Origin of the sequence: Pseudoalteromonas piscicida, from assembly GCF_000238315.3 — a bacterium.
GTDB classification, from domain to species: domain Bacteria; phylum Pseudomonadota; class Gammaproteobacteria; order Enterobacterales; family Alteromonadaceae; genus Pseudoalteromonas; species Pseudoalteromonas piscicida.
Genome location: NZ_CP011924.1, coordinates 345,719 through 363,495 on the forward strand (window position 1 = coordinate 345,719; position 17,777 = coordinate 363,495).

Sequence of the window (17,777 nt, forward strand, 5' to 3'; positions counted from 1 at the left end):
AATTAATCCTAGAGTGAAGAGGGGAGCTCCCTTTAATGCCTCACTCTAGAAATCTAATTTAACATTATATTAACGAATAAAATGTTAAAGAGTGTTCATAATTTCTGACATTTTTATTAAGTCGTCCGGTGTTTTTACCCAACTGTTATGCGACCCTTTCATGGTGAACACTTGAATCTGGCTGGGTTGCATTGCTTCTTCGATAAGATTTTGATTCTTATCAAGGTATCGGTTGATTATATGACTGGAAAGTTGCAACTCTAGGCTATCCGACTGAGCCACTTCAACCGCACAACCAGCACTAAATAGCGTCACCTTTGCGGTGCTAGAAAATGCCGGATCATTTTGGTAGTGATAATTAATTCTATCGGGCTCAAGATGACTGAACTCTGGGTGTAGAGCAAAAACTTCATCATGCATCGTGGCATAGTCAAAACAAGGGTCGACGAACACCAAGTGCTCGACTGTGTCCCCCTCATTTTGCAGCAGTTTGGCAACCTCAAGTGCCAGCGTTGCGCCAAAACTCCAACCAAAAATCCGATAAGGACCACTAGGCTTTAGCTTTTTAAGATGAATAGCATACTGCAACGCCAATGTTTGGAACTGATAATAGTCATAGGCGAGCGAGCCCTTTGGTTTTTCCTGTGCGGCATAGATGTTATTGAAGCAATAACAAGGCGCGGAAATCTTGGGAGCAATGGATTGCAAGTAACTCTCAGCACCACCGCCACCCGGAGGGAAGAAAAACCATTCAATAGGAGCATCGGCTTCATTCACCAATACGCCGATCTCAATATCACTTAGGGTTTTTATGCCTTGGGGATTTGCGGCTGTAATCGAATGTGAAACGACGGCTCGAAGGGCAGCATCGAACTGCTCTATGAATGCGGTGGTTTGCGTCTCATCTAACTGACTTGCAATGCTCACTTGCAGTTTCATTTGACGCACTTCGGCATTTACGATGAGTGCCATTTCATCCTGATTATCCTTGCTGCTGGCATCGCCTGAGTGTGCATTTAGCATTCGTATGCCCTGATCTTGTGCATCATTGTTGCTATCAAGTTGTCCCAAGTAATTAAAGCTAACTTTAGGTAACTGATTGAAGGAAAGTTCCCCACGTCTGACCAATTCGCTGAAGCCTAGCCCTTTATCTGGAATGGCACGAAGCGTTTCTTTGCTTTGAATAATCAGCGTCGATAAATCCGTGTCATTTTTCAGGGCAACCGGAAACATACTAGTAAACCAGCCTAGTGTTCTTGAGGTATCAATATGGTCACTCAGATGTTCTCGGCCGTGGCCTTCTAACGTGAGATGGCAATAGTTTGTAGCAAAGGTATTGCACCAAGCCCGAGTAAACGCACTCATTAAGAGATCATTGATTTCTGTGTTAAACCCAGCAGGAGCAAGGCGTAGCAATTGCTCAGTAAGCTGAGTATCAAATTGATGCGTAAGACGCTGTTGTGATTTACCGTAAGGTACGTTTTGTTGTGTGCTTAGCACATTTTGCCAATACGGTATTTGTTGTTCAAAAGGATGCAGGGCCACAACGTCTGACCATTGGCGATAACTGCTGGTTTTGTCGCTTAAGGTGTCGCCTTGCAGCAAGCGACTTAAGTCTTCGACCAAAATACGCCACGAAACACCATCAATAACAAGGTGATGAACGATAAGTACAAGCCTAGTTAGCGGTGTATCATCGCTGAGTAAAACCGGTTGCCACAAAGCACCTGAACCGAGTTCAAAACGGGCGTGTATTTTACTCAACGCCAGAGCGGTTTGCTGCTCATCAAGCCCCGAAGTGTCCAAATGGATAAGCTTTGGTGTTGGACAAGCAGCAACGCTTTGATATTGGGATTGCCAAGTCTCGGTTTTGCTAAACTGAGCGCGCAACATGTCATGTTGTTGATGCAGCTGCGCAAGTGCACGCTCCAAAGTATCCAGCGCGGTATTGTGCGGAAGTGCGAGCATGACCGACTGATTAAAATGCGCTTTATGACGGTAATGGGAGTTGAGGAACCATTGCTGGATAGGTAATAACTTGATTTCTCCGCTGAGCTCACCTTGTTCAGCCTCGATTTCTACCTGTTCATTATTTGCCAAAAATGCACAAAGCGCTTCTAGGGTTGGATAAGTAAATATGTCTTTGGTCGATAGCGAATAGCCAGCACGTTTGAGAGCCGACATAAGCTGAATGCTCATAATTGAATCACCACCAATATGGAAGAAGTTATCTTCCAAGCCAATCTGCTTAATTCCCAATACAGCACACCAGATTTTAGCGATATGCTTTTGCTGTTCTGTGTTTGGAGCATGGTGAGTTTCAGTTTGGCTAAAATCGGGCTGCGGTAGTGCTCGGGCATCAATCTTGCCATTAACCGTAACCGGTAGGGCGTCTAATGTGACGTATGCACTTGGCAGCATATAACTCGGTAGCATGTGAGAGAGTGTTTGCTTGAGCTTCGCCTCATCTAGTGACTCAGTATTTGCCATGACCAAATAGGCCACGATACGTTTAACCCCATCTTGTTCATTCACGTTTACAAACGCAGTATGAATTTGCGCTTGTTGCTTAATCGCAGTTTCAATCTCGCCAAGTTCGATGCGGTAACCACGAATTTTCACCTGAAAATCATTACGACCAACATACTCTAATAAGCCATCTTCACGCCATTTAACCAAATCTCCCGTTTTATACATTTTGTTCCAACCGCTTGCGAGGTATCTATCCGATGCGAACGGATTAACTAAGAATGCTTGTTCGGTTAAATCTGAACGGTGTAAATAGCGTCTTGCCATACCCGCGCCGCCAATATAAAGCTCTCCTGCCACGCCCGGTGGAAGTATTTTGCCAGCAGGTGACAACACGTAAGCAGATTTATTGGCAATAGCGCGGCCAATAGGGGCTCCGTGATTTACAGAGTTGAGTAAGCAGCAAGTCGCATAAACGGTGGTCTCTGTTGGGCCATAGGCGTGGTAAAGCATCAGCTCTGGCGCTTGATGCTTTACTCGCTCAACCATAGCTAAGTCGACCGCCTCTCCACCAAAATTAATCTGTTTAAGTCCGGCGTGTAAGAAGAAGTCTTCGCTAGCTAAACGATTAAATAGCGCAGTGGTTACAAAGCACGTATCAATCTGCTGTGCTTGGCAGTACTCAATCAGTCGTTCTGGATCAAGTTGAGTCTGTTTATCTATCAGGTGTAGCGCTGCGCCGTTACTGAGTGTGACAAAGCAGTCAAAAATAAACGCGTCGAAGCTAATACTCGATAAGCTAAGTACCTTGTTCAGTTGTGTGGGGTCGATAAAATGGTCGTCCGTGGCATAGTTTAATAGTGCCTCATGGTTGATTTCTACGCCTTTGGGGTTGCCTGTGGTGCCAGAGGTATAGATAATATAAGCCAAATCAGACGGGCTCACCGATACCGCTTGGTCTAAGTTTGTTTCCTCCATTGGTGCATCGCTGAGTACACATGTCAGTGAGGCAAGTGTTGTACTCTCAACTCTATCCATTAATCCCGATTGGGTGACCACGATTTTCGCACCACAGTCCTTGGCAATATATTCAATCCTTGAGTCAGGAAATTCCGGTGATACAGGAACATAACCACCGCCTGCTTTAAGAATAGCGAGGATCGCAACGATAGAATCCAACTGTTTTTCATGCAGCAATAAGACTGGGAAATCACCTTGATACTCGTTGCCGTAAATCTCAGCCTTAATCACCAATAATTGTTGGGCAAGCAGGCAAGCCTGGCGGTTGAGTGCTTGATAGCTTAGTACTTCATCTTGCCAGACCACAGCGGTTGCATCCGGGAATACGGCGACTTTTTCACTAAATAAGTCGTTGAAGTTCTCGAAGCCACATGACTGGCGCTCGGTTTCATTCCACTCGTTGAGAATACGGGTCTTTTCCACTGTATTGGCAATTTCAATGTGTTGATGCGGTAAGTGAGTATTGTCAGCGACTTGCTTGAGGATAAGTAGCAGTTGAGATTGCAGTTGTACGGCACGTGCTGGCGAAAGCAAACTGGCGTCGTACATCAGCTCAAGTTGCAGCTCTCCTTGCTCCTTTGCTATCAATGCAAGTGGGTATTCAACTTGCTCTGGTGCTGCGTCAAACTGCCAGCGAGCTTGTTGTGCCTCTGCTTGTTCATTTTCAAGGCTTGGGTAGTTTTCGAAAACGACTAGGCTTTGGAATAGCCGATTACCGCCTTGTTGCAGTGACGCAAGTGACACATTCGCATGGCTATTTAAGTCCAAAATGGCAGTTTGGATCTTCTCGAGTTGTTGCGCGATGGTGGCATCTGTAGGCCAATCAAGATAAAGCGGTAGCGTATTGATGTAAGCTCCAACACTTTGCTCTATGCCGTCAATTGGTAAGTCACGACCTGCGATAGTTGTACCTACTAAAGTAAATTCGTCGCGAGTATAGATCTGGATAAGCTTATGCCAGGCAAATTGTACCGCAGCATTGAGCGTGACAGAATGTTGCTGACACGCTTGCTGCAACTTACTTAATGTCTCGCTTGGTAGAGCAAAAAGCAGCGCCTGCGGGTCATGATTATGACGGAGCGTTTCTAAATCTGTTGAGTGACTAAACAGGGTGTTAAGATCGTTTGCTTGTGATAAATCAGCGACATGATATTGCCAAAATGCTTTGGTGGCGGCCTGATTATCTCTTAAGTAAGCATGGGCATCTAAATAGGCGTTGTCCACCTGTAAAGCAGGTTCTCGACCTTGTAGTAATTGCGTATAGTTTTGGTGAACGGTCTGCATAACTAACGGGCCACTCCAGCCATCACAAATGCTGTGATGCTCTGTTTTTATTAGGTGATAATGCGCTTCATCGCGTTTTACCAAATGCAGTGTAAATAACCCCGGTCTTGCAAAATTAAATGGCTGATTTAGCACTTGGTTTGCAAGCTTTTCTATGTGTGCTTGTTGTTCTGCTTTTGAGTATTGACTGATATCAATCACGCTAAAGTTATCTTCATCAACACAGGTGTGATCCACGATAAGTTGCAGCATGGTTTCTTCAACATCAAAAGCACAGCGCAGCGCTGGATATTGCAGCGAGGTTAGTTGCCACGCACGACAGTAAAGCGCAGTGTCAATTTTATCGAAATACTGCATCTGTGACTGCACGCGATAGGCGGTATCTTCTGGACTATTAAGCTGGTGGAAGATAAAACCTTGCTGCAAGTTTGTTGCGGGATAAACCGCGGCTAGGTCGTAACGTGTGCGCAGTGCATCTAAGTGGGCGAAGCTGACGCCTGTCAGGTTATAGTCGCTCGGCGTTTGTTTGGCGCCAAGCGCTTTGGTATACAATGCTGTGTCGAGCACGGCTTGTAGACTGGCAGTGAACTGACTTTGGAATAGGGCAAATTCGGTTTCAGACAACGCCGTGGTGCAATTTAAGACAAGCTGACCATGAATAATTGCCGCGTTGATATCAAGAACGTAATGACCGTTATTTTCGCTTGCGACTGGTTGACCTGTAATGGCTTCAGTTAAGTAGAAGTCACCACTGGGTTGCTGCGTTTTTGTGCCACCGATTTGGCCTAAATAGTTGAATGCAACGGTTGGTAAAGTCCCCGCCACTTGTTTGGAAAAATAGAATTGACCAAAACCAACGCCATTGTCTGGCAATTTACGCAGCTGCTCTTTTGCATTTACAATAGCGCTTTCGAGACTAGAACCCGCATGGAGTGCTAGTGGATATAATGACGTAAACCAGCCTACGGTGCGTGAATGATCTATATCTTCGGCGATGTGTTCACGACCGTGCCCTTCAAGCGCAATAACCTGATCATTACTACCAGTGATATGAGCAAGAGTTAGGGACAGTGCGGCGACGACAAGGTCTCGAGGCTCTGTGTGGTAGCCTTGATTAGCGTCAAACAGCAGCGTTTGTGTAAATGCAGAGTCAAGTTTAATCACTTGGTTTGTCGGTGTGTTCTTCGCTGTTAAGTGTGTTTGACAAGTATCAAGTACTTCTTGCCAATAGTTAATTTGTTCGGCTTGAACATGTGCATATTGGGCTAAGGTCTCAACCCATTGACGATAGCTTGAGGTTTTTTGCGCTAATTTTTTGCCTTGATAAAGGCTATTTAAGTCCTCAATTAGGATCCGCCAAGAGACAAAGTCAATGATCAGGTGGTGGAAGGCCAGTACCAATACATCTTGGCTTTGGCGTTTGACACGAATTGGCTGCCATAAAGGGCCTGAATTTAACGCAAACTGTGACTGCAAGCGGGTTAATTGCTTGGCAAGCTCGTCGTCACTGAGTGTGTCTGCATCAAGTCTAACTAAAGGTGCCATGGTGCTATTTTGTTGGTACTGCTGGGTAATATGCGCCGTCTTTTGATTGAACACAAGGCGTAGCACATCGTGTTGCTCAGCAAGCTCGGACAATAGCGCAACTAATCGCTCATCACTGATTGTACTTGGCATCACAGTAGCGAAAGTTTGGGCAAAGTGTGCGGGGTTAGCAAACTGATTTGCGAAGAACCACTGCTGGATAGGCAGTAGATCAAACTCGCCTTCAAGCTGGCCTTGTTCGGTTTTTATCGTAACCTTCTTGTCGCCATTCGCACTGATAAGCTTTGCCAGCCGCGCGGGAGTTGGAGCGGCAAATATCTCTTTAACTTGTACCGTTAACCCAGCTTCTCTTAAGCGTGAAACCAGCTGAATACTGACAATTGAATCGCCGCCAATTTGGAAGAAATTATCTTCAATACCCACTTGCTCAAGGCCAAGTACCTGTTGCCAAATCTCACAAAGTTGGGTCTCTAAGTCATTACGCGGTGCCACATAGAGGTTGTCAGCTTGAAGCTCCGGTGTGGGGAGTGCTTTGCGGTCAAGCTTACCGTTACCTGTGAGTGGAATATGCTCGATTAGGGTAAAGTGGCTGGGCACCATGTATTCAGGTAAAGCAGCACTTAGGGCGAGCTTTAATTCGGTAATTTCAAGGTCAGGCTCTGCAACAAGGTAAGCGGCCAGCGCTTTGCCTTGCGGTGCAGGTACATCAATCACTACCGCGTTTTGTACGCCTTGCTGGTCGACAATAGCAGCGGCAATCTCGCCTAATTCGACGCGATAACCACGAATTTTCACCTGCTCATCGTTACGACCGAGATACACCAAGTCGCCGTTGTCTAGGAAACGGGCAAGGTCACCGGTTTTGTACAGCTTGCTATGGGCGGGGTCGTGACTAAACGGGTTATCAATAAAACGCTCGGCATTGAGCTCAGGGCGGTTTAAGTAACCACGGGCAACCCCAAGGCCTGAAATGTACAACTCACCTGGTGCGCCAATGGGCATAGTCTGAAGCGACTCAGATAATACATGAAGATTGACGTTAGGATAGGCTTTACCTATGCCTTGATGAAGGCGAGGGTAAGCCTGTGCTAGCATCGCGCCGACGGTGGCTTCCGTGGGGCCATATTCATCGAAAATAGCATTAACATGGCCGCTTAACGCATCAATAGCCTGCTCAGTCAGCGCTTCACCACCGAGCATTAGGGCATCAACTTGTGCATCGCTACCAGGTAAGAGTGCCATGGCAAGACTCGGTGTGGTTTTCACAAATCCAACATTCGCGGCACTTAGGTGAGCTCTAAAAGCGGCAGCATCAAGAATATCGCCTTCATAGACACATACCGTTTGTCCAGCAAGGAGCGGGCATAAGGTGGTGGTCACCGACAGGTCAAAACAGTAGTTAGAAGAAAAGTCGATGTTACGATACTTGTCACCTAACTGGCGGGTTATAGCGTGAAGGTAGTAAAGCACATTGTGCTGAGTGAGCATCACGCCTTTTGGTTGCCCGGTTGTTCCTGAGGTGTAGATGATATAGGCCAAATTAGCCAACGCTGTTGGGCGCACTAAGTTCTCGTGCTCCACCGCCAGCGCACGGGTACTCACACTGAGCGCCTTCACGCCGAACGCATTCACGCCGAGCGCCTTCACGCCGAGCGCTGTGGCTTTTCCAAGCACAGGCTTAAGTGACGGCAAGTGGCTCTCCTGCGTTAGCACTAAGTCGGTGTTGGTGTCGGTTAAAATAAATTCAACCCGAGCTTCGGGATAATCTGGTGAAACAGGCACATAGGCACCACCGGCTTTGAGCACGGCCAAAATAGCAATAAGCATCTCGCTACCGCGAGAAAAGTAGAGGGCGATAGGGGTATCGGCAGGCAATAGGCCTGCTTGGGCTTTGGGGTGCTGAGCAATAATTTGCTTCGCAAGGGCATTGGCCTTACCGTTCATTTCGGCATAAGACAGCGCTTCACCGCTGCTGGTTAACAAGGCTGTAAGCTCTGGGGTGTTAGCGGCGTGCTGCTCTACTAAGCTTGCCAAATCTTTGTCGGTGGCAAATGACTCGGCGTTGTTGTGCCAAGCACGTATTGTGTCAGTCTCAGTTCTATTTTGTAGGGCTACTTTTGCTAGTGGTTGTGCGGTTCTGGCGATCACTTGATCGATAATATTGATAAAGCGCTCAGCAAGAGTTGCGATCCAGTCACTTGGAAATAGTGCGGTGGCGTAGTTAATATCACCAAATACTTCTTCGTCACCATTTTGTAGCAGCAAACTAATGTCGAACTTAGCCACTTTATGAAGCGCTTTTACTTGTGACTCATCCACTGGCGTAAACAGCTGTTGGCTGCTGTCATCACTATTATTTTTAAATTGCTCAAGCGCAAACATCATTTGAAATAGCGGATGGCGAGACGGATCTCGTTGTAATTTTAGGGCGTCGACCAATTTATCAAATGGCAGATCTTGGTGCGCCTTTGCCGCTTTTAAGGTTTGGTGCACTTGTTGGATTAAGGTATTAAAGTCGAGTGCGTTATCAATATGAACTGGCAGGGCTAAGCTATTGACCAAAAAGCCAATAAGATTTTGTGTCTGGCTTAGGTGACGGTTGTCAGATGGCGTACCTATGACTAAATCTGACTGACCGCTGGTTGCTTGTAATGTCAATGCCCAGCTGCTGAGCAGTACTACATAAAGACTGGTTTGTTGCGTTTTGGCTATGGCCTTTAGGGCTTCGCTTCGTTCCTGACCCAAATGAATACGGTGATCGGCACCGTGATATTGATATTCATTTGGCCTTGGTAGTGGCGAATGTAATTCAAGCTGCTCAGCACCTGCAAGTGCATCAGTCCAGTGGTCTAAAAGCTTAGTTAAGGTATCGCCGCTGAGGTACTCGCGCTGCCATTTTGCGTAATCTTGGTACTGTAACTCAAGCGCTGGTAGCTCAGGCGTTTTGCCTGAAGCTAGCATAAAATAGGCTTGGTGTAGCTCACGCATAAAGATTTCGGTGGACCAGCCATCAAAAGCAATATGGTGCCACATAAATAGCACGTAACGTTCAGCGCCTACTGTCCAAAAGCAAACCTTGAACATAGGCTCATTGGCTAAGTCAAATGGTGTACTGATCGCTTGTTTAACAGCCGTATTAAGCGCAGCTAAGTCAGCCACAGGGCTGGGCGTAATCTCAATACAAGCGCTCAACACTTCTTGATAGTCGTGGCCTTGCTCGTCTTGACGATAGACACTGCGAAGGACTTCGTGCCTATCTAACACGATATTCAACGCTTGTTCTAAGTGTGCAAGCTCGGTGTGCTCAGAGAGTTTAACCAAAAACGGAATATGATAAGCGTTGGTGCCATTTTCTAACCGTTCGATAAAGAGTAAACGCTCTTGCGCAAACGAAAGCGGATAGCGGTTTAATTCTGGCAGTGTATTAAACGCATCCTTTGAAAAAATTGCTTTTGCTTCAAGGTAATCCATTAGCTGCGTTTTGTTTGACTTTAACTTTGCAACAAGTGCAGCATCTGGCGCTTGCGCGCCAAATGACAGCTCTAGTCCGCCGTCTTGCAACCAGATTGAGAGATTGTGATCTTTCAGTTCAGCGAGCAATGACAACATGGTTAAATCCTCATGCTATTAGTTTGTTCTTGTTGTGATCCGGAGTCTGCTTTAATTTCGATATCCACACTCAACGTCTCTAAGTTGTCGACGATTGCGGCAATATGGGTATGCTCAAACAGGGCTGAAATTGGGATGTTTAAATCCAGTGCTTTATTACAAGCATTCATCAACCGGATAGCCGAGATAGAGTCCCCCCCAATACTGAAGAAATTATCTTCAATACCCACTTGCTCAAGGCCAAGTACCTGTTGCCAAATCTCACAAAGCTGGGTCTCTAAGTCATTACGCGGTGCCACATAGAGGTTGTCAGCTTGAAGCTCCGGTGTGGGGAGTGCTTTGCGGTCAAGCTTACCGTTACCAGTGAGTGGAATCTGTTCGATTAGGGTAAAGTGGCTGGGCACCATGTATTCAGGTAAAGCAGCACTTAGGGCGAGCTTTAATTCGGTAATTTCAAGGTCAGGCTCTGCAACAAGGTAAGCGGCCAGCGCTTTGCCTTGCGGTGCAGGTACATCAATCACTACCGCGTTTTGTATGCCTTGCTGGTCGACAATAGCAGCGGCAATCTCGCCTAATTCGACGCGATAACCACGAATTTTCACCTGCTCATCGTTACGACCGAGATACACCAAGTCGCCGTTGTCTAGGAAACGGGCAAGGTCACCGGTTTTGTACAGCTTGCTATGGGCGGGGTCGTGACTAAATGGATTATCAATAAAGCGTTCAGCATTGAGTTCAGGGCGGTTTAAGTAACCACGGGCAACCCCAAGGCCTGAAATATATAACTCACCCGGTGCACCAATGGGCATGGGCTGGAGCGATTCAGATAACACATGAAGATTAACGTTAGGGTAGGCTTTACCTATGCCTTGATGAAGGCGTGGGTAGGCCTGCGCTAGCATCGCACCGACCGTTGCTTCCGTTGGGCCATACTCATCGAAGATAGCGTTCACATGGCCGCTTAACGCATCAATGGCCTGCTCAGTCAGCGCTTCACCGCCAAGCATTAGGGTATCAACATGAGCATCGCTGCCAGGCAATAGCGCCATGGCAAGACTGGGTGTGGTTTTCACAAAGCCAACATTCGCGGCACTTAGGTGAGCTCTAAAAGCGGCGGCATCAAGAATATCGCCTTCATAGACACATACCGTTTGTCCAGCAAGGAGCGGGCATAAGGTGGTGGTCACCGACAGGTCAAAACAGTAGTTAGAAGAAAAGTCGATGTTACGATACTTGTCACCTAACTGGCAGGTTATGGCGTGAAGATAATAAAGCACATTGTGCTGAGTGAGCATCACACCTTTTGGTTGTCCGGTTGTCCCTGAGGTGTAAATGATATAAGCCAAGTTAGCCAACGCGGTTGTACGCACTAAGTTCTGATGCTCCACCGCCAGTGCATGGGTATTGACACTGAGCGCAGTGGCTTTTCCAAGTACAGGGTTAAGTGATGGCAAGTGGCTCTCCTGCGTTAGCACTAAGTCGGTGTTGGTGTCGGTTAAAATAAATTCAACCCGAGCTTCGGGATAATCTGGTGAAACAGGCACATAGGCACCACCGGCTTTGAGCACGGCCAAAATAGCAACGAGCATCTCACTACTGCGAGAAAAGTAGAGGGCGATAGGGGTATCGGCAGGCAATAGGCCAGCTTGGGCTTTGGGATGCTGAGCAATGATTTGCTGTGCAAGTGCATTGGCTTTACCGTTCACTTCGGCATAAGACAGCGCTTCACCACTGCTGGTTAACAAGGCGGTCTGCTTTGGCGTGTTAGCGGCGTGTTGCTCTATCAAGCTGGCCAAATCTTTATCGATGGCAAACGATTCTGCGTTGTCGTGCCATTGACTGAGCGTGGTCTGCATTTGGTTATTGACCAAGCTAATGCTTTGATGGCTTTGTGTTAGTCGCTCCCCAAGCTGAATTAAAATAGCTTGTACTTGGTCAAGGATCCACTCTGCCCGAGCTGTGCTTAACCATTCCCCGTTGTAGTGCATCACAAAGTCTAAGCGGTCTTGCTCGCTTTGGGCCACCACAGAAAGCGGATAGTCGCCTTTCTCTATTGATTCTCTGAACTTCCAGCTGCCAGTATTTTCTGGAGTCGGGTAGTTTTCAAATACAAAGAGGGTGTGGAACAAGCGTTGACCATCACGCTGCAGCTTCGACAAGCTCATATCGCTGTGGCTATTGAGTGCAGCGACGCCTTTTTGAATGGCTTTGAGGATGTCATTACAGCTTGCTTCTGCTTGCCAATTCACCACTAAAGGTAAGGTGTTGATGAACAAACCGACCGCTTGTTCAATCCCATTGACTGGAATTTCACGACCGGAAACTGTGCTACCAACAATCGTTTGGCTATCACCAGAATAGGTTTGCAGTAACTTATGCCAAGCAAATTGCAGTGCAACGTTGAGGGTTACGCCAGCTTGTTGACAAGTATGTTGTAGCGACCTAAACGCCTCGCCTTGAAGACTAAACTGCAGCGATTGCACTTGCTCAACGATTCGACTTTGCGACAAGTCATACTGACCACCGAGTAATGAGTTAATATCGTTTGCGGTATCAAATTCGGCTTGTTGTTGCTGCCAGTATGTCTGAGTTTGCTTGGCATTTTTAAGGTAATAAGCTTGCGCCTCTAAATAGGTTTGCTGCGCTTGCACCTCAGGTGTTTTCCCTGCACAAAGCTGGCGATAATACTCAGCGACTGCTTGCAGCATTAACGGTCCACTCCAGCCATCATTAATGGCATGGTGCTCGGTTTTGATAAGTGTGTAGAGGTTTTCACTGCGCTTAAATAAGGTGAAGCGAATAAGCCCCGGTTGACTTAGGTCAAACGGAACTTGTCGATCTTCGGCTTGAGCTTTGCTGATGGCTTGCTGTTGTTGGTGCTCGTCAAGGGATGACAGATCTACTATGGTGAAATGGTTGTCATCAATACTGGCGTCGCGACACACCACTTGGAGTAGGTACTCTTGCCAATCAAAAGCGGTGCGTAGAATAGGGAAGCGAAGCGACGCTAAACGCCAAGCATGAATAAAATGTTTAACCTCCAGCGCTTGTTCAATATCCATGACCAATTGCACTCGGTAGGCATCATCCGTTGGGAAGTTAACAGCATGATAGATAAAACCTTGTTGCAAGCTATTAGCAGGGTAAAGTGCTTCGATATTATAGTGTTTGCTCAGCGCTTGATAATGACCATAAGACAAGTCGCTTAATCCCAAATCGCTTGGGGTTTGCTGTGGTGTTTGCGCGGCTAGTTCACAGCTTGCATTAATGACCTGATGAAGCGCCATTTCAAAGTGCTCAACAAATGCCAGCGACTGTGATTGGTTCAACCTCGAAACCACATCAAAGTGAAGCTTGTCACCGCGAACTGCGCCATTGATGTTGAGTAGCGGTGCATTGTCAGCCTGAGCGTTTGCCTCAGTCATCACATAGCCTGCTTGAGTATCATCCAGCTGCCAGTCTCGGCTTTGCTGTTGTTGCTGATTCAATTGACCTAGGTAGTTAAAGCTCACCTGAGGGCGAATTGCGCTGACTTTGTCTGCTTGCACAAAAGCGCCATAGCCCACGCCTTTGTCCGGAATGTGGCGCAGCATTTCTTTGGTGTTTGCGATGGTTGCAATAACGTCGTCGTGGTGTTCAAGGCGCACAGGATACATACTGGTAAACCAGCCTAAAGTTTGCGACACATCCAAGCGCGGATCTATATTTTCACGACCATGACCTTCAAGTTGAATATGATTAACGGTACTGTCAAAAGTGCTGTGTAGGGCAATATTGAGTGCCGCCAAAAGCAAGTCGTTAATGTCAGTATTCAAACCAAGATTGGCATCGCGTAGTAATTTAGCGGTCGTTTCTTGCTCAAACGTGATGCTGTATTGTGATTGTGCTGAGTAAGTGGGTTGGCTAGTAAAGCCTTTTTGTACCTGCTGCCAATAGTACGCTTGCTCAGGGTGAGCCGAAGGGTAGGTGGCAATGGCATCCACCCACTGACGATAGCTGGTAAGCTTGTCTGTTAGTGCTTCACCACTTAATAGGGTTTGTAAGTCTTGGCTTAACACCCGCCACGATACCACATCAATAATGGCATGATGGAAGGCAAAGAATACCTGACTTCCCTCGGCCGTTTTCACCAACGCTGCCTGCCACAGGGGGTCATTGAATAAATCAAATTGGCTTTGTAGTTTGGTCAATTCGTTAAATAACGCGTCTTTACTCAGAGTCGTTGCATCAAGTAATGGGACTTCAAGCTCTATTGCCGCTTGGTACGCTTGTTTTACCCCGTTGCTGGTCTGAACAAAGTGACAACGTAGCATGTCATGATGCTCGCTCAGCGCTTGAATAGCTTGAGTCAACCCTTTGTAATCAATGTGTTCAGGCAAGTTAAGGGTAAATGCTTGGTTCCAATGGTGTGGATTTGGTAGCCCTAAATCGAAAAACCACTGTTGGATTGGCAGTAGTGCAAATTCGCCACTCAACCTACCTTGCTCCGTGATAAGCTCAATGGTTTCAGTGCTAACGTGTTGAATTAAATAGGCCTGCGCTGCCACGCTTGGGGCGTCAATGATGTCTTTAACCTGAAGGTTAAAGCCAGCTTTACGCAGCGCAGACACAAGTTGAATACTGACAATAGAATCGCCACCGACTTTGAAAAAGTCATCATTCACGCCCACTTGTTCTAGCCCCAAGACTGACTGCCAAATACCACACAATTGTTTTTCTAATTCGCTGCTCGGTGCTTGATAGTTGTCTTCATCCACAACGGTTGGAGTAGGCAATTGCTTGTGATCCAGCTTACCATTGTTGTTAAACGGTAACGCCGACATCACTTCAAAGTAGCTTGGGATCATGTAGCTAGGTAAAACCTGAGCCAGTTCCTGTTTTACTGCATTTAGGTCTAACTCGCCGTGTTCTGGCACCACGTATGCGGCAAGTTGCTTGTTGCCCGCTTGTTCGAATACCACCACAGCGGCGACTTTCACTTGCGCCAATTCGTTGAGCTGTGCTTCTATTTCAGCAAGCTCAATCCTAAACCCGCGGATCTTCACTTGGTGATCGTTACGGCCTAAAAACTCTAGCACACCAGACTCGGACCAACGTCCTAAGTCTCCCGTTTTATACAGTTTATCTAGGCCGAGTTGTTTGGCCTTTGTGCTTGCAAACGGGTTATCGATAAAGCGCGCAGCACTCATTTCGGGTTTATTAAGGTAGCCACAGGCAAGTCCGGCACCCGCTATAAATATCTCGCCTGTCGCGCCGTATGGCACTGGATTAAGATGTTTATCAAGCAATAATACTTGGCGATGATTAATGGCTTGGCCGATGGGCACCGGGCCATCAATATTGGCACATGGATAGAAAGTGGTAAATGTCGTGCTTTCAGTTGGGCCATACGCGTTTATCACCAACTCTGGTCGCGTATCTCTGGCGAGAATGCGTTTGACTATGCTTGGAGTGATTGCCTCTCCGCCTGTTAGTACGCAGCGGACATTGTCATAAATATCAGGTTGTTGTAAATACAGCGAATCAAACAGTGTGCGCGTTAGCCAAAGTACACTAACACCGTGCTGTTTAATTAACCTTGATAGACTGTCAGGATCCGCACCTTGTTGCGCACTTGCTACAACCAATTTGCAGCCGTTTATCAGTGGTGTCCAAATTTCAAACGTTGCGGCGTCAAAATTTGGATTAGAGAGGTGAATAAACACGTCGTTTTCTGACGTGTTAATTAAATCAGTATCTTGTACCAAAGAAACAACGCCACGGTGTGGAACGACCACGCCCTTTGGCTCACCGGTCGTACCCGATGTATAGATCACATAGGCTTCGGTTTGTGCATGTGCACCTGACAGTACGGGCGCTGCATCAGACAAAGACAAGCTATCTAAGCAGGTAATTTTCGGCTCTGCATCACAACTTGCAACGAGTGTTTCGATACGCGGGCGCAGCTCGCTTTGTGTTAAAATCAAACCAAGTTGCGTGTCGTTGAGCATATACTCTATGCGCTGATCTGGATAATCAGGATTAAGCGGTACATAAGCACAACCCGCTTTTAGGATAGCCAGTTTTGCGATTACCATTGCAATAGAGCGTTCACAGAAAAGCCCAACGAAGCGATGGCTAGCGCCAACGTCCACATGATCTTTAATGTAGGCGGCAAGCTTATTCGCGCTTTGTTCTAATTCTTGATAGGTCAGCTGCATTTCGCCTTCAACTAGCGCTATTCGAGTTGGCGTTTTTTGTGCTTGCTGAGCAACCAATTCATGAATAGTAGAGTGCAAATAATCCGCATGCTCGTCTATCTCAACCATTGGTGCTCGCTCATCATTACTTAACAAAGAAATTTGGCTATGCGGCTGGTTTTCATCAGCAATAATGGCATCTAACACCAATGTCATTTGGGTGAGCAATCGCTGTGCTTTGCTTGGTGCCAGCATGGTTTCGCAGAAGCTCAACTTAAGTAGCAAGATATCTTGTTGTTCAACAATGCTGATGGTGAGCGGATAGTCTACTTTTTCAATCATCTTATCGAATGACCATTCGAGTACGTCTTGTCCCGCTGGCGTCGGATAGTTTTCAAATACAAATAGACTGTTGAACAGGCGAGCATTCGGCTCTTGTAGTTGCGACAGTGAAACACTGCTGTTGCCGTTAAGTTCTGCAATTTTTTCTTTCAGCGCTGTAAGCTGGGTGCGAATACTGGCCGTTTCTTGCCAATCAAGGGAAAGAGGTAGGGTATTGATATATAAACCAACACTGGCACGGATCCCGTCGATGGGTAGTTCACGACCCGAGACCGTTGTGCCTACTATGGTTTGCTCAGCGTCGCAGTAATATTGCAGTACTTTATGCCAAGCAAATTGCATTAAGACGTTCAGCGTTAGTCCGTGTTGTTTAGCAAATGCTTTGAGCTGTTGATGGCGCTCTGAAGAGAGCTTTAATTCGCTCGCCGCCGCTTTTTGGATCTGTGACGAGCCAGATTGGTCAATATTTTTACTCAATAAGCGGTTGATATCATTGGGCTCACCAAATTGTGCCTTTTGGGTTTGCCAATAGCTATCGCTAGATTTTTGATTTTGCTGATAGCGCGCTTGTGTTTGTAGGTAAGCCGTTTCTTCTTCAACAATGACCGGCTCGCCTTTGGTTAGTTTGGCGTAGTTTTGATGCACGGTTTGCAGCATCACCGGAAAGCTCCAGCCATCGCTGATGCTGTGGTGTTCTGCTTTAATTAGGGTGTAATGTGCATCAGCGCGTTTAACGATAGCAAAGCGCATTAATCCCGGTTGAGTCAAATCGAAAGGCGTATTACGGTCGTCGTGAATGAGCTTATCGATACGCGTCTGTTGTTCAATGTGGTCTAACGTACTGAAGTCGTGAAAACGGAAGTGATTTGCGGTAAATCCGGCTCCTCCTTTGATCACTTGGATGATTTCATTTTCCCAGTTGAACGCAGTACGTAGCGCAGGGTAACGCATTGATGCCAAGATCCAAGCCTGTTGGTAAGCATCGATATCGAGTGCTTGATGGTAATCGATGACTAACTGAACGCGGTAAGCATCGTCATTTGGTTGGGCAAGGTGATGATAAATAAAACCTTTTTGCATACTGTTAGCATCAAAGATGGCACGGATCTCAGATGCTTTTTTACGCTCAGCCGCTAGTAACTGTTCAAAGTCTTGCTCGGAAAAAACTTGCTGCGATACAAGGTAATCTAATAATGCGGCTTTATTTGCTTTGAGGTAGTCAACCCATTGTTGGCTGAGTCCTTGCTCACCATGGACAATCTTAAGTTTGTCTCCATTGGCCCAAAGCGCAATGTTATCCTTTGCAAGTGATTGGCATAAATTCAACAT

2 protein-coding genes are annotated in these 17,777 nt (G+C 46.7%); both read right to left on the reverse strand.

Annotated features, from left to right (window positions below; translation table 11 throughout):
* Positions 1–84 precede the first annotated feature (84 nt).
* Complete coding sequence (locus tag PPIS_RS01740) at positions 85–9,927, reverse strand: non-ribosomal peptide synthetase (RefSeq protein WP_096040859.1); 9,843 nt, start codon at positions 9,925–9,927, stop codon at positions 85–87.
* A 2-nt stretch (positions 9,928–9,929) separates the two neighbouring features.
* Positions 9,930–17,777 carry a non-ribosomal peptide synthetase gene (locus tag PPIS_RS01745; protein WP_096040860.1) on the reverse strand — a complete coding sequence of 2,616 codons (7,848 nt, stop codon included), beginning with the start codon at positions 17,775–17,777 and terminating at the stop codon, positions 9,930–9,932.